Consider the following 22,992-nt stretch of genomic DNA (forward strand, 5'->3'; position numbering starts at 1 on the left):
ATCGGATGGGAGACCGGTCGGAGCGGTCGGGAGACCGGTCGGAGCGGTCGGGAGACCGGTCGGGCTGATCGGCGCGGATAGGAGACCGGATGGAAGATTGCCGGAAACGCCGAGCGCCGAACCGCCGGCCAGGAGCAGGCCGACGACGGCGCCGCCGCCGACCACCCTCCGTGCCCGCAGGAGCTTCCTCTCTGCCTCCGGTCCAGGGGTGTCCCCGCGCCGGTGCCCGCCGGGAACTCGCGCATCACTCCTGCCCGGCCGGCGTCGACGGCGGCTGTCGCCATCCTCCGCGCTCCGCCGCGTCCGCAGCAGCGGAAGGACGCTCTCATGGACCGAGCCGACAAGGTCAACGGGCAGCGCCGTGCCCGAGCCCAGGACAACATCAGCGAACTCGGCGGCGGATGGGCGCTGCCCGTCCCCTTCAGAAAGCCCTGCTTCGATGACTTCCGACAGCTGGACCGGAACGCCGGGCACCAGAAGCGACAGCGGAGCGCGGTCGGCGGCGTGCCCGGGCACGCTTCCGGTCAGCGCGAACCAGGCCACGGCGGCGAGGGCGAAGACATCCGCGCCGGTGTTCAGCCCTGGACCACCGGTTGCGCCGCGCGAATGTCTCCCCCGGCTGACGGCGGACTCAGTGAAGCCGGGCGTGCCGAAGGCCGGGCAAGTCTCCTCTCCGAGCAGGCGCCCCACTCCGAGGTCGCTCAGGAGCGGTTTGCCGTCAACCGTGAAGAGAACGTTCCCGGGCGACACATCTCCGTGCGCCGCGCCCTCGGAGTGCAGGTACGCCAGCGCCTGCGCAATGGGAACGAGGACCGTGACGGCCTCACCGACCGGCAGCGGGCCCCTGCTCGTGACGAGCTGCAGCAGCGACCCACCCGGTGCGTAGTCCAGACGGACGGCGGGTCCCTGATCGGTGAGCACAAAGTCATGGACCTTCAGCAGATGCTCGTGCCTGAACCGCTGCAGCAGCCACAGCTCACGGCCCGCGTTACTGCCCGCCCAGAGAGGACTGCCCGCCGTGCCGGCCCTGACGGCATCCGCCGACCCGGCCGCGCCTGCTGACCCGTCAGCACCTGCTGATCCGTCATCGACGGCGTCGGTGCCCGCCGCCGCTACCTTCAGGGCGAACGACTCCCCCGCGGCACTTTCAATGAGCCACACCAGGGCACTGCCACCCCGGCCCAGCAGACGGCCCGTCCGAAACCCGGCGATCCTCGGCGGTAGGAAACCCGCGCCCGGTCCGCTGTCGTCGTCACGCCCGCTTCCCGGCGAATAGCCCATGACCTCAGTTCTAGACCACCGGGAGCCGTGTCGGACAGTTATCCACAGGCATCTGACCGCTGAGCCGGGGTCTACCCTTGAGATATGACTCTTGAGCTGTCGCGGATCGGGTTCTCCCCGAACTTCATCGGGTACGAAGCTGGTTGGGCCCGCCAGCAGCAGCTGCACTCGGCCGTCGTCGAGGGACGTGCGCCCAGCACCGTCCTGCTCCTTGAACACCAGGCGGTCTACACCGCCGGCAAACGGACCGAGGACCACGAGCGGCCCTTCGACGGCACCCCCGTGGTGCCAGTGGACCGCGGCGGCAAGCTCACCTGGCACGGCCCCGGTCAGCTCGTGGGCTACCCGATTCTTGCCCTGCCGGAGCCCACGCGGGTGGCCGGTTACGTCGATATCCTCGAAGAGATTATTATCACGGTGCTGAACGATCACGGGCTTCAGGGAATCCGCATCGAGGGCAGGTCAGGAGTCTGGATCGCAGCAGACGGGGAACGTCCGGCACGGAAGATCGCCGCCGTCGGCATCCGCATCAGGCGCCGGGTGACGATGCACGGCTTCGCCGTCAACTGCAGCAATGACCTGGCCCCGTTCCGGCAGATCGTCCCCTGCGGGATCGCCGACGCCGGTGTCACCACCATCTCCGCTGAAACCGGGCGGACCGTGACGCCGCTCGATATCGTTTCGCGTATTGAGGACGAACTGCGTAAGAATGAATCATCATTGGTTCTCGGCCAGGCAGCCCGTGCTCGCCTCGCCGGGGCAGCTAACCGTGCTGGAGTGAACCAGCCGGAAGGAGCTTTACTGTGAGTCTCGCCCCCGAAGGCCGCCGCCTCCTGCGCATCGAAGCGCGCAACGCAGAGACGCCCGTCGAGCGCAAACCGGACTGGATCAAGGCCAAGGTCAACATCGGTCCGGAATTCGTTGCGATGAAGAATCTGGTGAAAAAGGAGGGCCTCCACACCGTGTGCGAGGAGGCCGGCTGTCCCAACATCTTCGAGTGCTGGGAGGACCGTGAAGCGACGTTCCTCATCGGTGGTTCCGAGTGCACCCGACGCTGCGATTTCTGCCAGATCGACACGGGCAAACCCCAGCCGCTGGACCGCAGTGAGCCGTTCAAGGTGGCGCAGTCCGTGAAGTCGATGAATCTCCGCTACGCCACCGTCACCGGAGTGGCGAGGGACGATCTCCCCGACGAGGGTGTCTGGCTCTACGCCGAGACCATCCGCCAAATCCACAGCATGAACCCCGGCACCGGGGTCGAGATCCTGATTCCGGATTTCTCCGGCCGCCCCGAGCATATCGCCGCCATCTGTGACGCTGCTCCCGAGGTCTTCGCCCACAACGTAGAGACGGTCCCCCGCATCTTCAAGAAGATCCGGCCCGCCTTTCGTTACCAGCGCTCGCTCGACGTCCTCACCCAGGGTAGGGATCTCGGCATGGTCACGAAATCCAACCTGATTCTCGGGATGGGCGAGACTCGGGCGGAGATCTCGGAGGCCCTCCAAGACCTGCACGACGCCGGCTGCGACCTCGTCACGATCAACCAGTACCTCCGCCCCAGTGAGCGGCACCTTCCCGTCGACCGGTGGGTGAAGCCCGGCGAGTTCGTCGAACTGCGGAACGAGGCCGAGGAGATCGGGTTCCTCGGCGTCATGAGTGGCCCGCTGGTCCGCTCGTCCTACCGTGCAGGCAGGCTGTGGGCCGGGGCCATGCGCAAGAAGGGCCTGGAGTTGCCTCCTGAGCTCGCACACATCGAGGATTCGGGCACAACCCTTCAGGAAGCATCCACCCTGCTGGCAGGCTAGCGTGCCGCGCTATCCCCCGGGGTGCCTGACCGCCGCACCGCGGCTATCACGTAGAATTGAAGAACTATGTCGCACAGCACTGAGTCCTCCTCCCCCGCGCCGAAACGGCGTCTGTTCTCCCGCAAGCCCAAGACCGCGAAGGGGCCGAAGAAGACCGGGCGGATGAAGCAGATCGTCGAAGTCTTCAAGATGACGCGCAGGAATGATCCGAACGTTGTCTGGCTGATGGTGCTGGCGTTCCTCGGCATCGTCGCCGTCGGGCTGCTGGTCGGGTTCCTCATCCAGAACGTGGTCACGCTCCTCCTCATCTCATTGCCGCTCGCGTTCCTCGCCGCGGTCTTCATCCTGTCGCGCAGGGCCGAGCGCGCCGCGTTCTCCCAGATCGAAGGGAAACCGGGAGCAGCCGGCGCCGCGCTCAGCGTTCTGCGCAGGGGCTGGATCCTGCAGGAACAGCCGGTCGCGGTGAATCCGCGCTCGCGGGATGCAGTGTTCCGCGTCATCGGCCGACCGGGGATCATCCTCGTCTCCGAAGGCCCGTCAGCACGGGTCAGGCAACTCATTGATGGCGAACGCCGCAAGATGACCCGCATCGTCCCCAACGTGCCCATCCATGTGGTGGAGACGGGCCGGGACAAGGGTCAGGTTTCGCTGGCCAAGGTGCCGAAGACCATCCAGAAGCTCAAGAAGTCGCTGACGAAGCAGGAAGTGCACGCAGTCGACAAGCGGCTCTCCGCACTCGGCACGAAGCTCCCGATCCCCAAGGGTGTCGACCCGTTCAAGGCCCGCCCGGACCGCAAGGCAATGCGGGGCAGGTAAGCCGGTAGGGCAGTGGGTCTCCGACCCAGTGCTAGATGCGAACGAGGACTGTTCCGCGGGCCCTGTCGTGGAGACCACGCTGGTCGATATCGAAGATGAGGGCCGGAACCACCAGGCACACGAGTACCGCCCGGATGGTGGCGGTCGGGTAGCCTGCCGGCCGGCCGGTGAGGGTCTGCACCTGCATCCGGAGCAGCCGGTGGCCGATGCTGTAGCCGAAGAATCCTACGAACAGGATCTGCTCTCCGAGGAAGATCAGCAGTGTCGCCACGCTGTCCCAGTTGAAGAAGGCGGCGGACACCAGCGAGCACAAGGCCCAATCGATGGCGACCGCCCCGATTCGGGGGCCCAGCCGCGCAATCGAGCCCGGCCCGTTCTGCGGCCGCCCGTGGCGCTGGCCCGGCCAGGCGGAACCTCCTGGAGATGGCGGGCCGTTCAACCAGGATCCGATGTCATCTCTATTCACCACCCTTCAAGGCTACTGCCGGTGACGGTTCACTCTGCGCGGAGGAGATGCGGAGGAGGTGCGCCCGAAATCCGCGCACATGCACCACCGGACGCTTTAGGGCTAGGCTCGAACAACAACACAGCACCAGCCCCCACCAAGTAACGAGCCGGAAACAAACCCGACACCAGCGGGTAACCACGCGTACCTACAGTTGGAATGTGTCGCAGGCAGCAGGAGGCCACACTGCGCGCGAGGTCCGCTGGAGATGTGCAACGTGGGCGACACCGGGCCGTTCACCCCAAAGCTATGCATAAGGAGCAAGAAAACGATGTTCAAAAATGCGGACGAAGTCCTCAAATACATCGCTGACGAAGAGGTAAAGTTCGTCGACGTCCGATTCACCGACCTACCGGGTGTGCAGCAGCACTTCAACGTACCGGCGAAGTCGGTCGACGCTGATTTCTTTGTGCACGGCCAGCTGTTCGACGGCTCATCCATCCGCGGCTTCCAGGGCATCGCCGAATCCGACATGCAGCTGATCCCGGACGTGACCACCGCGTTCGTCGATCCCTTCCGCACCGAGAAGACCCTCGCGCTGAACTTCTCGATCGTCAATCCGCGCACGGGCGATCCTTACCACCGGGACCCACGCGGCGTAGCAGAGCGTGCTGAGGCCTACCTGTCCTCCACTGGCATCGCCGATACCGCGTTCTTCGCCCCCGAGGCCGAGTTCTTCATCTTCGACAACGTCCAGTACGAGTCCTCCCCGCAGGGCAGCTTCTACAAGGTCGACTCGATCGAAGCGCCCTGGAACAGCGGCCGTGAGGAAATCGGCGGAAACCTCGGCAACAAGACCCCCTTCAAGGGCGGCTATTTCCCGGTGTCGCCTGTCGACAAGCAGGCGGACCTGCGCGATGCCATCTGTGTGGAGCTGGACAAGGCGGGCCTCGAGGTCGAACGCTCGCACCACGAGGTGGGTGGCGCCGGCCAGGCCGAGATCAATTACAAGTTCACGACGATGACCCACGCTGCGGATGATCTGCAGAAGTTCAAGTACATCGTGAAGAACGTCTCCGATGCGTGGGGCAAGTCGGCGACCTTCATGCCCAAGCCGGTCTTCGGTGACAACGGGTCGGGCATGCACTGCCACCAGTCGCTGTGGAGCGCCGGTGTCCCCCTCTTCTATGACGAGAAGGGCTATGCGGGGCTCTCCGATATGGCCCGCTGGTACATCGGCGGGCTGCTGAAGCACGCCTCCGCCGTCCTGGCCTTCACCAACCCGACGGTCAACTCGTACCGCCGACTGGTCAAGGGCTTCGAGGCCCCCGTGAACATGGTCTACTCGCAGGGCAACCGTTCCGCGGGAATCCGCATCCCGATCACCGGTTCCAACCCCAAGGCCAAGCGCATCGAGTTCCGTGCGCCGGACCCCTCGTCCAACCCCTACCTGGCCTTCGCCGCTCAGCTCATGGCCGGGCTCGACGGCATCAAGAACCGGATCGAGCCTGCCGATCCGATTGACAAGGACCTGTACGAGCTGCCCGCCGAGGAAGCGAAGGACATCCAGAAGGCTCCCGGCTCCCTCGAGGAAGCCCTGCTGGCCCTCGAAGCCGACAACGAGTTCCTGCAGGCCGGTGGCGTCTTCACCCAGGACCTGATCGACACCTGGGTCGATTACAAGCGGGAGATGGAGATCCGTCCCCTGTCCCTGCGCCCGAACCCCTACGAGTTCGAGCTGTACTACGGCGTCTAGGCAGCCGCTTTCCTGCACGACGGCGGATCCGCCGGAATCGGCCGTTGCAGTCCCAGAATCTCCGGGGACTGCAACGGCCGTTCTGTTCGGCGTGCGGCGCTCGACCGCCCACCGCCGGCGAAGGCCCGAAGGTGCTCAGTACCCGTAGAAGTGGCGCTCGAAGACCGTGCGGCTCCGGCGCGTCAGCTTCAGGTAGTCCTCCTCGAGCTGCGCTCCCCTCTCCGGCCCGTACCCGCACCACCGCGCCACTGCCTCGAGGTCACGCCGTGAGGACGGCAGGAGGTCGGAGCTGCGCCCGGTCCAGATGACGTTCGCCGCCCGGATTCGGGTGGCGAGGCACCAGCTCCGCCTCAGCGTGGCGACGTCGGCCGGAGGCAGCAGCCCTGCGGCACTCACCGCGTCCAGGGCCTCGAGCGTCGACGGTGTCCTCAGGGACGGGAGGGCGTGCGCGTGCCTCAGCTGCAGGAGCTGGATCAGCCATTCGACATCACTCAATGCACCGCGGCCGAGCTTCAGGTGCCGCGACGGGTCAGCACCACGCGGCAGGCGCTCCGATTCGACGCGGGCCTTGATCCGGCGGATTTCCCGGAGATCGATATCGGACAGCTCGGCGGGGTAGCGGATGGGGTCGATCAGCGCGAGGAAGCCCCGCGCGAGCGCATCGTCTCCCGCGAGGGGACGCGCGCGGAGCAGCGCCTGGGCCTCCCAGATCAGCGACCACCGCTTGTAGTACTCCCTGAACGAGTCGAGTGAGCGCACCATCGGTCCCTGTTTGCCCTCCGGCCGCAGGGCCGCGTCGATCTCGAGCACGCGCTCGGCGAAGATGGGCGGCTTGCACGGCTGGGTCAGCAGCGCCGCGAGCTGGGCCACCACCTTCTCGGCCTGCTTCTGTGCGGCGGCGCCGTCAGCACCCGGATGCGGACGGTGCACATAGACGACGTCGGCGTCGGATCCGTACGTGATGTCCCGGCCGCCCTGGCGTCCCATGGCCATCACCACGACGTCGGTCACGCGCACCTCGGCACCATAGACAGCCTTCTCCGCGACATGCAGCGCCCCGAGCACGGCGGCGCGGTCGGCATCCGCGAGAGCCCGGCCGACCTCCGGCTGGGTCAGCAGCCCGGCGCTGTCGGCGATGGCGATCCGGAGGAGTTCGCGGCGCCGGATCAGCCGAATGAGGCGCATCGCCTCCAGTGGCTCGGGGTGCCGGGACATCTTGGACTGAATCTCCTGCCACTGCGCATCGAAGCTGTCGGGGACGAGTTCGGCGTCGGCCCCGAGCCACTTGGTCGACTCCGGGGAGACCTCGAGCAGGTCAGTGATGAACCGGCTGCTGGAGAGCACCACGCAGAGCCGCTCGGCGGCAGCCGTCGAATCGCGGAGCATCCCGAGGTACCAGTGGCTTTCTCCGAGCGACTCACTGAGCCGACGGAAGCCGAGCAGCCCGGCATCGGGGTCGACCCCCTCGGCGAACCAGGCCAACAGGATCGGCAGGAGCTGGCGCTGCAGCGCGGCCCGTCGCCGGATGCCTCCGGTGAGTGCCTCGATGTGCCGCATCGCACCCTTTGGATCCGAGTACCCGAGCGCCGCGAGCCGGGCCTGTGCGGCCTCCGGCGTGAGTTTGACGTCTTCGGCACTGAGATTCGCCGCTGTGTTGAGGAGCGGCCGGTAGAAGATCGAATCGTGCAGGCGCCGTACCAGTCGCTTCGTCCGCTGCCATCTGTCGAGCAGCCCCTGCGCACTGGGACGGGCGCTGACCAGGGCGCCCTCCGATGCACGGGCCAGCGCCCGGAGGGCGGCTTCGTCGTCGTCCAGCGGCATGAGGTGGGTGCGGCGCATCCGGGTGAGCTGGAGGCGGTGCTCCAGCACCCGGAGGTAGCGGTAGGCATCGTCGAAATCTCTGGCGTCGGAGCGGCCGATGTAGCCGCCGACGCTCAGCGCCCTGATGGCGCCCACCGTGTCCCGGACCCGCAGGGTGGTATCGACCCGCCCGTGCACCAGCTGGAGCAGCTGGACGGTGAACTCGACGTCGCGCAGGCCGCCGGGTCCGAGCTTGAGCTGCCGGGCCTCCTCACTGCGGGGGATGTTCTCCGTGACCCGCCGCCGCATGGCCCTCACCGCCTCGACGAAGCCCTCGCGCTGCGAGGACGCCCAGACCAGGGGCGCAACCCCCTCTTCGTAGCGGTGTCCCAGCCCGGGGTCGCCCGCCACGGCACGAGCTTTCAGGAGCGCCTGGAACTCCCACATCTGGGCCCACCGGGCGTAGTAGCTCAGGTGCGATTCCAGGGTGCGGACCAGGGGACCGTCCCGGCCCTCGGGGCGGAGATTGGCGTCGACCTCCCACAGGGCGGGTTCGATGCCCGGCGAGTACACCCCGCGGGAAATGCCCGACGCGAGGAAGGTGCCGATCCGGGTAGCCTGCGCTTCATCAAGCCCGGGTGCGTCGAGAACGTAGATGACATCGACGTCCGAGATGTAGTTCAGCTCACCGGCTCCACACTTGCCCATGGCGATCACGGCGAGGCGCACTGCCGCGACGTCGTCGGGATGAAAGGTGGCCTCGGCTTCCCGGCGGGCGACGGCGAGGGACGCCTCGAGCGCCGCAGCCGCGAGATCGGCAAGCTCCCTCCCGACCGTCGGCAGGTAGTCGAGGGGCGAGGCGGCGGATAGGTCGCGCACCGCCAGATCGGTGAGGTGCCGCCGGTAGGCGGTCCGGAGGCGTCGATGCGCCTCGGTGCCGGTGAGGCCCGCCACCGGGTTGTCGTCGTCGGGATCCGCCTCCACTGATTTCAGGAGGAAAGCACGGAGCGCCTTCTCATCGACGGGCGGGCTGTTCGCCGCCGCCGGCCGGACGACGTCAAGGTGCTCGGGGTGGCGCATGAGGAACTCGCCGAGTGCCTCGGATGCGCCGAGAAGCCGGAACAGCGATGTGCAGCGGTCGGCGTCCCCTGTGATGAGGGACGCCGCTTCCGGGTGGACGGCGAGCAGACGCACGCAGGACTGCAGTGCCAGATCGGGATTGGCGGAGGAACCCAGGGCACGAAACAGCACACCCTCGTCGATCCCCTCAAGTTCCGGGGCGGCGAGGAAGCGCCTGCTCTGGTCCAGGTCGGTGAACCCGGAACTGATCAGCCTTCCGTTGGAGCTGGTTCCGCCTGCCCCCTGGGTGCGGTCCGTTAGAGGATCCCCAGGTTGCGGCGGAGCTCGTAGGGAGTCACCTGGATGCGGTAGTCATGCCACTCGGCTCGTTTGTTCCGCAGGAAATTCTCGAAGACCTGCTCGCCCAGGATCTCGGCAACCAGCTCCGACTCCTCCATGGCGCGCGTCGCGTCATGAAGGCTCGCGGGAAGGGGATCGTGGCCCATGGCTCGCCGTTCGGCTGCGGTGAGGCTCCAGACATCGTCCTCGGCGCCCTGCGGAAGTTCGTACTCCTCCTGGATGCCCTTGAGCCCGGCGCCGAGCAGCACCGAGTAGGCGAGGTAGGGATTGCTCGCGGAGTCGATGCCGCGGTACTCGATGCGGGCGGACTGGCCCTTGTTCGGCTTGTACAGGGGGACCCGCACCAGGGCTGAACGGTTGTTGTGGCCCCAGGAGAGGTAGCTGGGAGCTTCTCCCCCGCCCCAGAGGCGCTTGTAGGAGTTCACGAACTGGTTGGTCACGGCGGTGAATTCCGGCGCGTGCCGGAGAATGCCCGCAATGAACTGCCGGGCAGTGCGCGAAAGCTGGAACTCGGCTCCCGCCTCGAAGAAGGCATTGGTGTCGCCCTCGAACAGCGAGAAGTGGGTGTGCATGCCCGAGCCGGGATGCTCCGAGAACGGTTTCGGCATGAAGGTCGCATAGCTGCCCTGGGTCAGGGCCACCTCCTTGATGATGGTCCGGAACGTCATGATGTTGTCGGCCGTCTGCAGGGCATCGGCGTACCGCAGGTCGATCTCGTTCTGACCGGGACCGGCCTCGTGGTGGCTGAACTCCACGGAGATGCCCACCGATTCGAGCATCGCGACGGCGGTGCGCCGGAAGTCCTGCGCGACCCCTCCCGGGACGTGGTCGAAGTAGCCGGCCTGGTCCACGGGGACGGGCTGCCCATCGGGCCCGAGCTCATCGGATTCCAGGAGGTAGAACTCTATCTCGGGGTGGGTATAGCACGTGAAGCCCATGTCGGCCGCCGTCGCCAGCGTTTTCTTCAGCACGCCGCGCGGATCGGCGGTGCTGGGCTGCCCGTCCGGCGTGAGGATGTCGCAGAACATCCGCGAGGTCTGCTCCTTGTCACCGCGCCAGGGCAGGATCTGGAACGTCGAGGGGTCCGGCTGCGCCAGCATGTCCGACTCGAAGACGCGAGCGAGGCCTTCGATCGAGGAACCGTCGAACCCGAGGCCCTCCTCGAAGGCACCTTCGACCTCAGCCGGGGCCAGCGCCACGGACTTCAGCGAACCGACGACGTCGGTGAACCACAGCCGGACAAAGCGCACGTCCCGCTCCTCGATGGTGCGCAGTACGAACTCCTGCTGCCGATCCATGAACAACCCACTTTCCTGCCGCTTCCACGGCGCTCTGACTCTTCACTCTAGCGACAGCGGACACCGAATCGGCCCACGCCGAACCGGAACATCCCGGCGAGCGTCCGTTACGGCCGGGCACCCCGCCGATACGGCAGACGTGACCGCCACGCTCCTCCGCTAGGCTCTCGACTATGACCTCCGCCGAGAATGCCGCCGAAATTCCAGCACCGTACAGCGTGGGCGCGTCCGCACCGGCCGCGCAGGCGCAGCAGGCCACGTCGCGTCCCCGGAGGATCCGCACCCACCACCTTCAGCAGGCGAAGGCCGAGGGCCGCCGGTTCGCGATGCTCACCGCGTATGACCAGTACTCGGCTCGGATCTTCGACGAGGCGGGCATCGAGGTGCTGCTGATCGGGGATTCGGCGGCGAACAACGTCCTGGGCCACGCCACTACTCTGCCGATCACCCTGAACGAGATGATCCTCTTCTCCCGGGCCGTCAGCACGGCCGTGCAGCATGCCCTGGTGGTGGCCGACCTCCCCTTCGGCAGCTACGAGGTTTCCCCGGAACAGGCGGTGCAGTCCTCGGTCCGGCTGCTCAAGGAGGGTCTGGTCCATGCCGTCAAGATGGAGGGCGGCGCCGAGTACGCGGAGACGGTGCGCGCGCTGGTCAAGGCCGGCATCCCCGTCATGGCCCACATCGGCTTCACGCCCCAGAGTGAGCATGCGCTCGGCGGCTATCGGGTGCAGGGCCGCGGCGACGCCTCGCAGCGGATCATCGCCGACGCCGTCGCGCTCGCAGACGCCGGCGCCTTCTGCATCCTCATGGAGATGGTGCCGGCACAGGCAGCGGCCGACGTCGACGCCGCAGTACCGGTGCCCACCATCGGTATCGGCGCGGGCCCATCGACCACCGGCCAGGTGCTGGTATGGCAGGACATGGCGGGCCTCCGCGGCGGAAATCCGGCGCGGTTCGTCAAGCAGTACGCCGACCTCCGCTGCGTCCTGTCGGACGCCGCACGCACCTATGCCGATGAGGTCCGCGCCGGTTCCTTCCCCGGGCCCGAGCACTCCTTCTAGGAGACGTCCAGCGACGCGGTCCGCCTCGCCGGAGGCTCCGACGAAAAGCTCACTCGTCGTCGTCGTCCCACGCCTTGTTGCGCTGCTCGACCTTCTCGAGGCCCTTCTCCGCCTCTGCCCTCGTTTCGTAGGGCCCGATCAGCTGTGACCAGTCGGACTGGGCGTCGACCTCCACCTCGTGGGTGCGGATGTTGAACCAGTATTCGCTCATGATGCTCCCTACACGTTTTCGCGTCGCTGTGGCTGCCCCGCCTATAGGATCAAGGGTATGCCCTCCTCTGCGACCGCACCCGTCGGAACACTTGAACGTGGCACGGTGAGCCCCCAGCGGCCCGTGCCGAAGGACATCGCGCGCCCCGAATACGTGGGCCGCGCCGCGCCCGCGACCTTCACCGGCTCCGAGGTCAAAAGCACGGAGACCATCGAGCGGATCCGGCACGCCAGCAGGATCGCCGCGCAGGCGATCGTCGAAGTGGGGGCCGCGGCGGTGCCCGGAGTCACCACCGACGAACTGGACCGGATCGGCCATGAGTTCCTCCTGGACCATGGTGCGTATCCGTCGACCCTCGGCTACCGAGGATTCCCGAAGTCGCTGTGTTCGTCATTGAACGAGGTGATCTGCCACGGCATCCCAGACTCCACCGTGCTGCAGGACGGCGATATCCTCAACATCGACATCACCGCCTATCGGAACGGCGTCCACGGGGACACCAACCACACCTTCCTCGTCGGCGACGTCGACGAGGAATCGAAGCTGCTCGTCGAACGCACGCAGGAGGCCCTGAACCGCGCCATCCGCGCCGTGGCTCCGGGACGCGAAATCAACGTCATCGGCCGCGCCATCGAGTCCTACGCACGCCGGTTCGGTTATGGTGTTGTGCGTGACTTCACCGGCCACGGGGTCGGCGAGGCGTTCCACACGGGGCTGATCATTCCCCACTACGACGCCGCACCCGCCTACAACCGAGTCATCGAAGCGGGGATGGTGTTCACGATCGAACCCATGCTCACCCTCGGCACCATCGAGTGGGACATGTGGCCTGACGACTGGACAGTCGTCACGAAGGACCGTAAACGCACGGCACAGTTCGAGCACACGCTGCTCGTGACCGATCGCGGCGCGGAAGTCCTGACCGTCCCCTCGGACGACCAGCCGCGTCCCCCCGCCTGACCCACCAACCGCACCACTCCCCCGGCTCACGACGGCCGACCACCCACCTCTGGAGAGATATGCCCAAGGACACCGAGAAAAAGAAATCCGGCAAGAAGGCGATGCCGGGCATCGTCATCGGCGTCGACATCGGCGGAACGGGCATCAAGGGCGGGATCGTCAACCTTGAAAAAGGGGAGATCGTAGGTGAGCGGTTCCGCATCCCCACACCGAAGCCCTCCACCCCCGAGGCGGTCGCCGCAGTTGTCGCGGACATCGTCCAGGAACTCGGTTCACGGCCGGAAGGGCCGCCCGAGGACGTCCCCGTGGGAGTCACCTTCCCCGCCATCATCCAGCACGGGGTGGCCCGCTCAGCCGCGAACGTCGACAAGAACTGGCTCAACACCGATGTGGACGCCCTGTTCACCAAGGTGCTCGGACGCGGCGTCCACGTCATCAACGACGCCGACGCCGCCGGCCTCGCCGAAGTCCGCTACGGTGCTGGCAAGGGCAAGCTCGGCACGGTCCTCGTCATCACGCTGGGCACCGGGATCGGCTCCGCATTCATCTTCGACGGCAAGCTGGTCCCCAACGTGGAACTGGGCCACCTCGAGATCGACGGCCACGACGCCGAAACCAGGGCGTCGGCCGTGGCCCGTGAGCGTGACGGCATCGGGTGGGACGAATATGCGGTCCGGCTGCAGCGGTACTTCTCGCACGTCGAGTTCCTGTTCTCCCCGGAACTCATCATCGTCGGCGGCGGAATCTCGAAGCGCAGTGCGGACTACCTGCCGGAGCTTCGCCTGCGCACACCGATCATTCCGGCACAGCTCCGGAACCAGGCAGGAATCGTCGGCGGTGCACTCCAGGCTGCGCTTCTGCTGGAGCCGAGAAAGGCCTAGCGCTGCCCGGCTGTTCCACGGGAAGGGCGCCATACCGGCGGCTTGGGTCGGGATTCCACGGGAATGGCGCCGTGGGGCTCGCCTACCGAGCTGTGAGGGGCCGTTGCGCGCCGGTCGGGACCCGCTGGCCTTCCTCCGCCTGGTGGCGCAGGGTCGAGATGGCCTCGTCGAAGTCGTCGAGGGTTTCGAATCCCTGGTAGACGCTGGCGAACCGGAGGTAGGCGATCTGGTCGAGCTTGCGGAGCGGACCGAGGATTGCGAGCCCCACCTCGTGGGCATCGATTTCCGCGACCCCGCTGGCGCGCACCGATTCCTCGACCTCCTGCGCCAGCAGTGCAAGGTCGTCCTCGGTGACGGGCCTGCCCTGGCATGCCTTGCGGACTCCGTTGATGATCTTGCCGCGGCTGAAGGGCTCTCCGGCTCCTGAACGCTTGATCACGCTCAGGCTCGTGGTTTCAACAGTGGTGAAGCGGCGCGCACATTGGGGACATTGCCGGCGTCGCCGGATTGCCGAACCGTCATCGGCCAGGCGGCTGTCGACGACCCGCGAGTCAGGATTGCGGCAGTAGGGACAGTACATGTGCCACGCCCGCTTTCCTTGCTGATTCGCCGTACACAGCCAAGTGTAGGACTACATGTGGTGAAACTACAAGAATGCAATTACTACATCTGGTGTCTCTCCGCGGAATCGGGCTTCCACCGCCTCGCCGTGTGCGGGAAGGTTCTCGGCCGACGAGAGTGCGCCGATATGCCCCCGGACCGCCCGGAGTGCGTCCCGACTGTAGGTGACGACCTGCACGGCACGCAGGAACGTCGTCACATTCAGGCCCGACGCGAACGCCGCGGTTCCCCCCGTCGGCAGGACATGGTTCGATCCCGCGCAGTAGTCCCCGAGACTGACGGGCGTGTTCTCTCCGACGAAGACCGCGCCGGCGCTGCGGATGCGGCCCGCGACCTCCTCGGCGTCGGCCGTCTGGATTTCCAGGTGCTCGGCCGCATAGGCGTTGCAGACGTCGATCCCGTGGGCCAGATCGTCCACGAGGATCGTGCCCGACTGCGGGCCGGCCAGCGCGGTGCGGACCCGCGCGGAATGCCGGGTGGCGGCAGTGCGGGCAGAAAGCTCACGGCGAACCTCCTCGGCAAGGGAGGGGGAAGCCGTGATCAGCACCGACGCCGCCTCGGGGTCGTGCTCGGCCTGACTGACGAGGTCCGCGGCCACCAGGGCGGGGTCCGCAGTGTCATCGGCGAGCACGGCGATCTCCGTGGTGCCGGCTTCGGAATCGATACCCACCACTGAGCTCACCAGCCGCTTGGCGGTCGCGACGAAGATGTTCCCCGGGCCGGTGATGACGTTGACGGGCTCGATGCCGGGGCCCGCATTCGACGCTGCAATTCCGTAGGCGAAGGATGCCACCGCCTGGGCACCGCCCACCGCATACACTTCCTCGATGCCGAGCATGGCCGCCGCGGCAAGGATCACCGGGTGGGGCCAGCCGCCGAATTCCTTCTGCGGGGGCGACGCGAGGGCGAGCGACCCCACACCCGCCTCCTGCGCCGGAACGACGTTCATCACGACCGATGACGGGTAGACCGCCAGCCCGCCCGGGACATACAGCCCCACGCGGTCGACGGGCACCCACTTATGGGTCAGTCGGGCGCCCTCGCTGATGACGACGTCGACGTCGGCGGGCTTCTGCGCCGCGGCGAACACCCTTGCCCGGGCGATGGACTCCTCGAGCGCCGCCCGCACTTCCGGATCGAGCGCGCGCAGCGCGTCCTCGATCACCGTACGGGGAACCCTCGGATGGGATTGTTCGACGCCGTCGAACCGGGCGGCGAGATCCGTCAGGGCCGCAAACCCACGGGACCGGACGTCGTCGATGATTCCGGAGACCACGGCTTCCGAGGAGTGCTCGCTCGGCGCGGCACGGGGCATGGCCTGTCGGAGCGCGCCCGGAGAAAGTCCGGTACCGCGCAGGTCGAGGGTACGGAAGCTGTCCCCGGCCGGGGGATTCTCGGTTGATATCACGCCGAAAGTCTACCGGCGGGCCGGACCTTTCCCATCTGCCCCCTACCGCCGCCGCGACCTGGCCAGCGAGGACACCGTCGCCAGGAAGATCACCAGGGCCACCGTCGCAGGCCAGATGACCGCGGCACCCGGCGAATGCAGCAGGAACGTCGAGCCGGGCAGGTCTTCACTGCCGCGGGGGCCGAACAGCACGGCGAGTCCCTCTCCGACCAGCACCGCGGCCAGTGAGCCCAACGCCGAGCCTGCCACCACCGTCACCACGCGGGGCAACAGCCCGGGCGCGTCGAGGCGGGCCGCCACGAGTCCGCCGAGAACGAGTCCGGCCGCCAGCCCCAGGGCGGCCAACGTCAGGTCCCGCAGCAGCCAGGTTCCCGGCCGGAGTCCATCTCCGAAGAGGAATCCCGCAGGGGCACAGAGCCACCACACCACCCCCATGACCACACCGATGAGCAGGGTGAGCCCTGCCCACCAGAGTATCCCGGCGGGTGGGACGGTGGTGCGGTCCTCGGGCACCGCGTAAACCGGCGGCGGATATCGGGAGGCCCCGGCAACGGGCTGCTGGCGTGAACGCATGACTTCTACATTAACAAAATGCGGGATGCTCCGAGGACCGGCCTATCGTGGAGGTGCAGTTCCAACCGACACCGCGGAGGTAGTTCGTGACCCACCAGCCCGGCGCCGCCGGCGCCCCCGCCATCCAGGGTGCGTTCCGGGACGTCTTCCGCCGCCATGCAGCCGGCGTGGCGGTCATCACCGCCAGCTACGAGGGACGCCCCTTCGGATTCACTGCGACCTCCGTCGCCTCGCTCTCGGCCGACCCGCCGCGGTTCAGCTTCAATATGGCCCGCACCTCATCCTCCTGGCCCGCCGTCGCCAACACGAACTACGTCGGTGTCCACATGATGAGCACCGACAACGAGGCGATCGCCGAGCGCTTCGCCCGGGCGCGGGACCGTTTCAGCGGGGACCACTGGTCGCCCGGCCCGCACTCCGTCCCCGTGCTCCACGGCGTGGCAGGCTGGCTCATCGGCAGGATCAGCATGAGACTCTCCTTCGAGAACAACGCCGTGGTGGTCGCCGAAGTGGTGGCCGGAGGAACCGGGGCCGACGGCGCTCCCCTGCTGTACCACGGCGGAAGCTACGGAACGCCGGCGGCATCCGACTACGTCATCTGAGACTGCCGGCCGGTTGGCTGCACGAACGTCGACGAGGAGCAGGGGCAACCGGTCATCGTGTGCCGCGGACCACTGGAACCCTGGAGCGTCCTCTGGGTCGCGTTCCGGCACTTCGACTGACAAGAAACACCGGAACGCGGTCAGGCGTCGAGGCAGGCAGGGCCGAGCAGCACCTTGAGATCCCCGAACAGTCCGGGCGTCGGGCTGACCCGAAGGTCCACACCCAACTTCATCACCTCGACCTTGCGCGAACTGCTCAGGCGGATGAGCACCTCGCTGGTGCCGGGATGCGTCCGCAGTACCTCGCCGAGGGCGCTGACCGCCGCTTCCGTCGCCTTGTGCTGGGTCATCGAGATCACCACCGGCCCCGAGTGGCCCTCGCTGAGGTCGGGAACGCTGAGCTCCTGGGCGTTGAGCATGACGGCGCCGTCGTCCCTGCGCTGCAGCCGTCCCCGGACCACCACGATCAGGTCCTCGGCGAGGATCGCCGAGATGGGCCCGTAGACCTGCCCGAAGAACATCACCTCCATGGACCCCGCCAGGTCCTCCACCTCCGCCCGGGCATAGGCATTGCCGCTGTTCTTGGCGATCCTGCGCTGCAGCGAGGTGATCATGCCCGCGATCGTGACGATGGCGCCGTCGGCCGGGCCCTCGTCGCTGAGGATCGAGGGAATCGAGGAGTCGGCGTGCTGGCTGAGAATGCCCTCGAGGCCCTGCAGCGGGTGGTCCGAGACGTACAGGCCCAGCATGTCCCGCTCGAAGGAGAGCTTGTCCTTCTTCTCCCATTCGGGCAGGTCCGGCACCTCGACCGTCAGTCCGCTTCCCGCGGCCGGATCGTCGAACGCACTGAAAAGATCGAACTGGTTGGCGGCCTCGTTGCGTTTGAGGACGATGACCGAGTCCACGGCCTCCTCATGGATCATCGCCAGGGCGCGACGCGGGTGCTTGAGCGAGTCGAAGGCACCGGCCTTGATCAGCGACTCGATGGTCCTCTTGTTGCAGACGACGGCGGGCACCTTCTGGAGGAAGTCGCTGAAGGAGGTGAACGCGCCCTTCTCCTCCCGTGCGCCGACCATCGCGCCCACCACGTTGGCGCCGACGTTGCGGATGGCGCCCATCCCGAAGCGGATGTCCCCGCCGACCGGGGTGAAGTTCACGCTGGATTCGTTGACGTCGGGCGGCAGCACAGTGATCCTCATCCGGCGGCACTCGTTGAGGTAGATGGCCAGCTTGTCCTTGTCATCGCCCACGCTGGTGAGCAGGGCTGCCATGTATTCGGCCGGGTAGTGCGCCTTGAGGTAGGCGGTCCAGTAGGAGATGAGACCGTAGGCGGCGGTGTGTGCCTTGTTGAACGCGTAGTCCGAGAAGGATTCGAGGACCGTCCAGAGCTTGTCCATCGCGGCCTGCGAGTAGCCGTTCTCCTTCATGCCGGAGAAGAAGTCGGCCTGCTGCTTGTCGAGTTCCGACTTCTTCTTCTTGCCCATGGCCCGGCGGAGCATGTCGGCCTGGCCGAGGGTGAAGTTCGCGAGCTTCTGGGCCGCTGACATCACCTGCTCCTGGTACACGATGAGGCCATAGGTCCCGCCGAGGATCTCCTCGAGAGGGCCCTCGAGCTCGGGGTGGATGGGCTCGATCTCCTGCAGCCCGTTCTTGCGGAGTGCATAGTTGGTGTGGGAGTTCACGCCCATCGGCCCCGGGCGGTACAGGGCCAGCACCGCGGAGATGTCCTCGAAGTTGTCCGGGCGCATGAGTTTCAGCAGCGCCCGCATCGGCCCGCCGTCCAGCTGGAACACACCGAGGGTGTCACCCCGCGCCAACAGCTCGTAGGACGCCTTGTCGTCGAGTTCCAGCTCCTCCAGCACGAGGTCGGTGTCCTTGTTGGCCTGGATGTTCTCGACGGCGTCGGTGATGATCGTGAGGTTGCGGAGCCCCAGGAAGTCCATCTTGATCAGGCCGAGCCCCTCGCAGGTGGGGTAGTCGAACTGCGTGATGATCTGGCCGTCCTGGTCCCGGCGCATGATCGGAATGATGTCGATCAGCGGATCCGAGGACATGATGACACCGGCGGCGTGCACACCCCACTGACGCTTCAGGCCCTCCAGGCCCAGTGCCGTCTCGAACACCTTGGCCGACTCGGGGTCGGTCTTCAGCAGTTCGCGCAGCTCCTCGGCTTCGGAGTGGCGCTTGGCCTCCTTGTTGTGGACGTCGGCCAGCGCGAGACCCTTGCCCATGACGTCGGGCGGCATGGCCTTGGTGAGCCGCTCGCCGGTCGAGAAGGGGTATCCCATGACGCGGGAGGAGTCCTTCAGGGCCTGCTTGGCCTTGATCGTGCCGTAGGTGACGATCATGGCGACCCGCTCGTCGCCATACTTGTCGCTGACGTAGCGGATCACTTCGGAGCGGCGCCGGTCATCGAAGTCGACGTCGAAGTCGGGCATGGACACGCGCTCGGGGTTCAGGAAGCGCTCGAAGATCAGCCCGTGCTTGAGCGGATCAAGGTCCGTGATGCGCATCGCGTAGGCCACCATCGACCCGGCTCCGGACCCGCGGCCCGGGCCCACCCGGATGCCGTTGTCCTTGGCCCAGTTGATGAAGTCGGCCACCACCAGGAAGTACCCGGGGAAGCCCATCTGGGTGATGACTCCCACCTCGAACTCGGCCTGCTTGCGCACGGCGTCGGGAATTCCGGCGGGGTACCGGTATGCCAGGCCCGTCTCGACTTCCTTGACGAACCAGGACTGTTCGTTCTCCCCCTCCGGCACCGGGAAGCGCGGCATGTAGTTGGCCTTGGTGTTGAACTCGACGTCGCACCGTTCGGCGATGACGAGGGTGTTGTCGCACGCCTCGGGGTAGTCACGGAAGATGGCCCGCATCTCGGCTGGGGACTTGAGGTAGAACTCGTCGGCGTCGAACTTGAAGCGCTTGGGATCGGCGAGGGTCGATCCTGACTGCACGCACAGGAGTGCTGCGTGGGCCTTGGAGTCCTCGGCGTGGGTGTAGTGGAGATCGTTCGTGGCCACGAGCGGCAGCCCCAGCTCGGAAGCCAGCCGAATGAGGTCGGTCTTGACCCTCCGCTCGATGTCCAGTCCGTGGTCCATCAGTTCGCAGAAGTAGTTCTCCGCCCCGAAGATGTCCCGGAAGTCGGACGCCGCCTGCTTCGCCTCCGTGTAGAGGCCGAGGCGCAGCTTGGTCTGGACCTCACCGGAGGGGCACCCTGTGGTGGCGATGAGGCCCTTCCCGTAGGTCTGCAGGAGGTCGCGGTCCATGCGCGGCTTGTAGAGGTAGCCCTCCAGCGAGGCCAGCGAGGACATGCGGAACAGGTTGTGCATTCCCTCGGTCGACTCCGACCAGAGGGTCATGTGCGTGTACGCGCCGGCGCCGGAGACGTCGTCGCGCCCTCCGCCGCCCCATTTGACGCGCGTCCGGTCCGCGCGTGCCGTGCCGGGCGTCAGGTAGGCCTCGACACCGATGATGGGCTTGATGCCCGCGGCCCTCGCCTTGCTCCAGAAGTCGAACGCCCCGAAGACGAAACCGTGGTCGGTGGTCGCCAGCGCCTTCATCCCGAGTTCCTCGGTGTGGCTGAACAAATCGGTCAGCCGCGCGGCGCCGTCGAGCATGGAGTACTCGGTGTGATTGTGAAGATGGACGAAGGATGCATGTGCTGCCGCTGCTGAAACCACTTGCCCATTCTAGGCCGTCGGGTGGCGCCGGCAGCCGACGCACCGAAGAAGGGCGGCCGCGCCGGGTATCTCCTGAGCGTTCCCCGGCGACCACCGCGCCGGGGCGCGTCCGGCTAGACAGCCCCGCTGGAGAGCGCCTGGAGCGCGTACGCCAGGTCGAGGGGGTAGGGGCTTTCGCACCATACCGGTTCACCGGTCCGCGGGTGCGCGAAACCGAGTTGGTGCGCGTGCAGCCACTGTCGGGTCAGACCGAGGTGGGCGGCCAGCCGCGGGTCGGCACCGTACGTGAGATCCCCGGCGCAGGGATGCCGCAGCGCCGAAAAATGAACGCGGATCTGGTGGGTCCGTCCTGTCTCGAGGTGGACCTCCACCAGGCTCGCCCGGCCGAACGCTTCGAGCACGCGGTAGTGGGTGATCGAGGGCCGGCCGTCCTCCATCACCGCGAAGCGCCAGTCGTGGTGCGGGTGCCTGCCGATCGGGGCGTCGATGGTTCCTGAGAGGGGATCGGGCAGGCCCTGGACCACCGCGTGATATATCTTCTCGACGGCTCGCTCCTTGAAGGCACGCTTCAGGGCCGTGTAGGCCGGTTCCGTCTTGGCGACCACCATGGCTCCCGAGGTTCCGACGTCGAGCCGGTGGACGATCCCAGCGCGCTCCGGCGCACCCGACGTCGAGATGCGGTACCCCTCAGCCGCCAGTGCGCCGACGACCGTAGGCCCCACCCAGCCCGGGGACGGATGGGCAGCGACCCCTACCGGCTTGTCGACCACCACGAAGTCATCGTCATCCAGGAGGATCTCCAGGCCGTCGACCGCCTGGGGAACGATGGTGTGCGGATCCGGCGCCGCCGGGATCATCACGGTCAGTTCGTGTCCGGCCAAAACGCGGTCCGCCTTCGACAGCTTCGCACCGAGTCGGGTGACCCTGCCGTCGGTGCACCAGGAGGCGGCGACGGAACGGGAGACGTCGGCGATCAGCGACAGTGCGGCATCGGCGCGCGCACCACCGAGTTCCTCCGGCACCGTGAAGACGGCCCTGCCCGCGGGGGCCTCAGCGTTCACGGGACTCCTCCGGTCCCGGTAGCTCTCCGGTTCCCTCCCCACCACCGGTGCGCGACCCGTCCATGTCGATACCGCGGAGTGTCAGCAGGCAGATCAGGACCACTCCACTGACAACCGAGGAATCCGCGATGTTGAAGATCGCGAAATTGGGCAGTGCAATGAAGTCGACGACATGACCCTGGCCGAAAGAGGGTTCCCGGAAGAGGCGGTCCGTCAGGTTGCCCAGGGCTCCGCCCAGGACGAGGCCGAGGGCGACAGCCCAGCCGGTCGAGGCGATCTTCGGCACCTGCGTCAGAATCGCCACCGACACCAGGACCATCACGATGGTGAACACCCAGGTGATCTCGGTGCCGATGGAAAATGCCGCACCGGGGTTCCGGATGAAGTGCCAATTGAGCAGCGGCGGGAGGACCGGGGTGATCTGGCCCTCGGTCATGGTGCCGACCACCCAGATCTTGGTCAGCTGGTCGACGATGTAGGCGCCGACAGCACAGAGCGCCACCAGGATGCGGCACATCGTCCGGCTGCTTCGCCGGCCGGCTCTGCGACCGCTGCCGCCGCCGGCCGACTGCGCGCCCGCGGGAACCCCGTTATTGCTCATTGCGCTCTCTAGCTCGGGTGTCGTCCCGCGGGATGCGATACTGCCTAGGCCTCCGTGGCGTTGACCGCCACGGAACCGTGGGAATCGAGATCCTGCAGCTGGCCCTCGATGTAGGCCTTGAGGCGTGAGCGGTAGTCACGCTCGAATTCGCGGAGCTCCTCGACCTTCTGCTCCAGCACGGCCTTCTGCTCCTCGAGCGCACCCAGCGTCAGAAGGGTCTTCTCCTCGGCGTCGCTCACCATCCCGGTAGCTTCGCTCTGGGCGTCGGCGATGATCCTGTCGCGCTGCTCGACACCGGCATTGACGTATTCGTCATGCAGCCGCTGTGCCATTGCCAGGACGCCGGCAGCGGATTCCGCGGAGGATACGCCGGGTCCCGGCACGGAAGCCGGGCCGGCCGGTGAATCACTGACTTCAAGTTCAGGTGCTGCCTCTGCGCTGTCGGTAACTGTTCCGGTTCCTGCGCCCGCCGCAACCGGTGCGGGCACCGAGGTGGGCACGGATGCGGCAGGAGGCGTCCCGTTCGTCTGGCGACGCAGTTCCTCGTTCTCCTGGGTGAGACGCCGGAGCTCGACGACGATCTCGTCGAGGAAGTCATCCACCTCGTCCTGGTCGTAGCCTTCACGAAACTTCGTCGGCTGGAACCTCTTGTTCACAACGTCTTCTGGCGTCAGGGACATCTGCTCACCTCGTGGGAGTTATCAGGCGCGCCT

Annotated in this window: 19 protein-coding genes and 1 pseudogene; 8 read left to right on the forward strand and 12 right to left on the reverse strand. The window is 66.9% G+C overall.

Annotation, left to right across the window (positions count from 1 at the left end; all coding sequences use genetic code 11):
- A partial coding sequence (locus Y704_RS21945) for a serine/threonine-protein kinase (protein WP_155850400.1) occupies positions 1–1,281 on the reverse strand: 1,281 nt, incomplete at its 3' end.
- An 84-nt stretch (positions 1,282–1,365) separates the two neighbouring features.
- On the opposite strand from Y704_RS21945, the gene lipB reads away from it, so the two are divergent.
- The 3 genes from lipB to Y704_RS0115670 all read left to right on the forward strand — a co-directional run bounded on the left by lipB (position 1,366) and on the right by Y704_RS0115670 (position 3,902).
- The gene (gene lipB / locus Y704_RS0115660; protein ID WP_026550810.1) at positions 1,366–2,088 is read left to right on the forward strand and encodes a lipoyl(octanoyl) transferase LipB; all 723 of its coding nucleotides are present in this window, start codon (positions 1,366–1,368) and stop codon (positions 2,086–2,088) included.
- Positions 2,085–3,086, forward strand: coding sequence for a lipoyl synthase (lipA, locus tag Y704_RS0115665; protein ID WP_026550811.1), 1,002 nt, complete (start codon positions 2,085–2,087; stop codon positions 3,084–3,086). Before lipB ends, lipA begins: the two co-directional genes overlap by 4 nt.
- Positions 3,087–3,152: 66 nt before the next feature.
- Positions 3,153–3,902, forward strand: a complete 750-nt coding sequence (locus Y704_RS0115670; RefSeq protein ID WP_026550812.1) for a DUF4191 domain-containing protein — start codon at positions 3,153–3,155, stop codon at positions 3,900–3,902.
- 31 nt (positions 3,903–3,933) lie between these two features.
- Here Y704_RS0115670 and Y704_RS0115675 read toward each other — a convergent pair whose 3' ends face one another.
- Positions 3,934–4,371 (reverse strand): RDD family protein, encoded by a 438-nt coding sequence (locus tag Y704_RS0115675; RefSeq protein WP_026550813.1) that lies wholly within the window; start codon positions 4,369–4,371, stop codon positions 3,934–3,936.
- A gap of 307 nt (positions 4,372–4,678) precedes the next feature.
- On the opposite strand from Y704_RS0115675, the gene glnA reads away from it, so the two are divergent.
- Positions 4,679–6,103, forward strand: a complete 1,425-nt coding sequence (gene glnA / locus Y704_RS0115680) for a type I glutamate--ammonia ligase (RefSeq protein ID WP_026550814.1) — start codon at positions 4,679–4,681, stop codon at positions 6,101–6,103.
- A gap of 135 nt (positions 6,104–6,238) precedes the next feature.
- Here glnA and Y704_RS0115685 read toward each other — a convergent pair.
- Positions 6,239–9,238: pseudogene (locus Y704_RS0115685) on the reverse strand (bifunctional [glutamine synthetase] adenylyltransferase/[glutamine synthetase]-adenylyl-L-tyrosine phosphorylase); the annotation flags it as partial.
- 41 nt (positions 9,239–9,279) lie between these two features.
- Positions 9,280–10,620 carry a glutamine synthetase family protein gene (locus Y704_RS0115690; RefSeq protein WP_026550816.1) on the reverse strand — a complete coding sequence of 447 codons (1,341 nt, stop codon included), beginning with the start codon at positions 10,618–10,620 and terminating at the stop codon, positions 9,280–9,282.
- Positions 10,621–10,793: 173 nt separating this feature from the next.
- Between Y704_RS0115690 and panB the strand changes: the two genes are divergently transcribed.
- Complete coding sequence (gene panB / locus Y704_RS0115695; RefSeq protein WP_026550817.1) at positions 10,794–11,681, forward strand: 3-methyl-2-oxobutanoate hydroxymethyltransferase; 888 nt, start codon at positions 10,794–10,796, stop codon at positions 11,679–11,681.
- A 49-nt stretch (positions 11,682–11,730) separates the two neighbouring features.
- Here the strand turns inward: panB and Y704_RS24155 are convergent, their stop codons facing one another.
- Positions 11,731–11,892 carry an SPOR domain-containing protein gene (locus Y704_RS24155; protein WP_155850396.1) on the reverse strand — a complete coding sequence of 54 codons (162 nt, stop codon included), beginning with the start codon at positions 11,890–11,892 and terminating at the stop codon, positions 11,731–11,733.
- A 57-nt stretch (positions 11,893–11,949) separates the two neighbouring features.
- On the opposite strand from Y704_RS24155, the gene map reads away from it, so the two are divergent.
- Together map and Y704_RS0115710 are read left to right on the forward strand one after the other, a co-directional pair.
- Positions 11,950–12,852, forward strand: coding sequence for a type I methionyl aminopeptidase (map, locus tag Y704_RS0115705; protein WP_026550818.1), 903 nt, complete (start codon positions 11,950–11,952; stop codon positions 12,850–12,852).
- 59 nt (positions 12,853–12,911) lie between these two features.
- Positions 12,912–13,733 (forward strand): polyphosphate--glucose phosphotransferase, encoded by an 822-nt coding sequence (locus Y704_RS0115710; protein WP_173401149.1) that lies wholly within the window; start codon positions 12,912–12,914, stop codon positions 13,731–13,733.
- Between the two features lie 82 nt (positions 13,734–13,815).
- Here the strand turns inward: Y704_RS0115710 and nrdR are convergent, their stop codons facing one another.
- From nrdR to Y704_RS22935, 3 genes are all read right to left on the reverse strand, one after another.
- Positions 13,816–14,313: a transcriptional regulator NrdR gene (gene nrdR, locus Y704_RS0115715; RefSeq protein ID WP_026550820.1), complete on the reverse strand. Its 498-nt coding sequence runs from the start codon at positions 14,311–14,313 to the stop codon at positions 13,816–13,818.
- 66 nt (positions 14,314–14,379) lie between these two features.
- Positions 14,380–15,762, reverse strand: a complete 1,383-nt coding sequence (gene hisD, locus Y704_RS0115720) for a histidinol dehydrogenase (protein WP_051477213.1) — start codon at positions 15,760–15,762, stop codon at positions 14,380–14,382.
- A 42-nt stretch (positions 15,763–15,804) separates the two neighbouring features.
- Positions 15,805–16,335: a hypothetical protein gene (locus tag Y704_RS22935; protein WP_051477216.1), complete on the reverse strand. Its 531-nt coding sequence runs from the start codon at positions 16,333–16,335 to the stop codon at positions 15,805–15,807.
- An 86-nt stretch (positions 16,336–16,421) separates the two neighbouring features.
- On the opposite strand from Y704_RS22935, the gene Y704_RS0115730 reads away from it, so the two are divergent.
- Entirely contained in the window at positions 16,422–16,937 is a 516-nt protein-coding gene (locus Y704_RS0115730) for a flavin reductase family protein (RefSeq protein WP_051477218.1), read from the forward strand.
- 140 nt (positions 16,938–17,077) lie between these two features.
- On the opposite strand, the gene dnaE is transcribed toward Y704_RS0115730, so the two are convergent.
- The 4 genes from dnaE to Y704_RS0115750 form a co-directional block, all read right to left on the reverse strand.
- Positions 17,078–20,617, reverse strand: a complete 3,540-nt coding sequence (gene dnaE, locus Y704_RS0115735) for a DNA polymerase III subunit alpha (protein WP_026550823.1) — start codon at positions 20,615–20,617, stop codon at positions 17,078–17,080.
- A gap of 113 nt (positions 20,618–20,730) precedes the next feature.
- Positions 20,731–21,678 carry an RluA family pseudouridine synthase gene (locus Y704_RS0115740; RefSeq protein ID WP_173401150.1) on the reverse strand — a complete coding sequence of 316 codons (948 nt, stop codon included), beginning with the start codon at positions 21,676–21,678 and terminating at the stop codon, positions 20,731–20,733.
- Positions 21,668–22,195: a signal peptidase II gene (gene lspA, locus Y704_RS21955; RefSeq protein WP_155850401.1), complete on the reverse strand. Its 528-nt coding sequence runs from the start codon at positions 22,193–22,195 to the stop codon at positions 21,668–21,670. Before lspA ends, Y704_RS0115740 begins: the two co-directional genes overlap by 11 nt.
- A 128-nt stretch (positions 22,196–22,323) precedes the next feature.
- Positions 22,324–22,959: a DivIVA domain-containing protein gene (locus Y704_RS0115750; RefSeq protein ID WP_026550825.1), complete on the reverse strand. Its 636-nt coding sequence runs from the start codon at positions 22,957–22,959 to the stop codon at positions 22,324–22,326.
- Positions 22,960–22,992 lie beyond the last annotated feature (33 nt).

The organism is Arthrobacter sp. Br18, assembly GCF_000520555.1.
Lineage (GTDB): Bacteria > Actinomycetota > Actinomycetes > Actinomycetales > Micrococcaceae > Arthrobacter_D.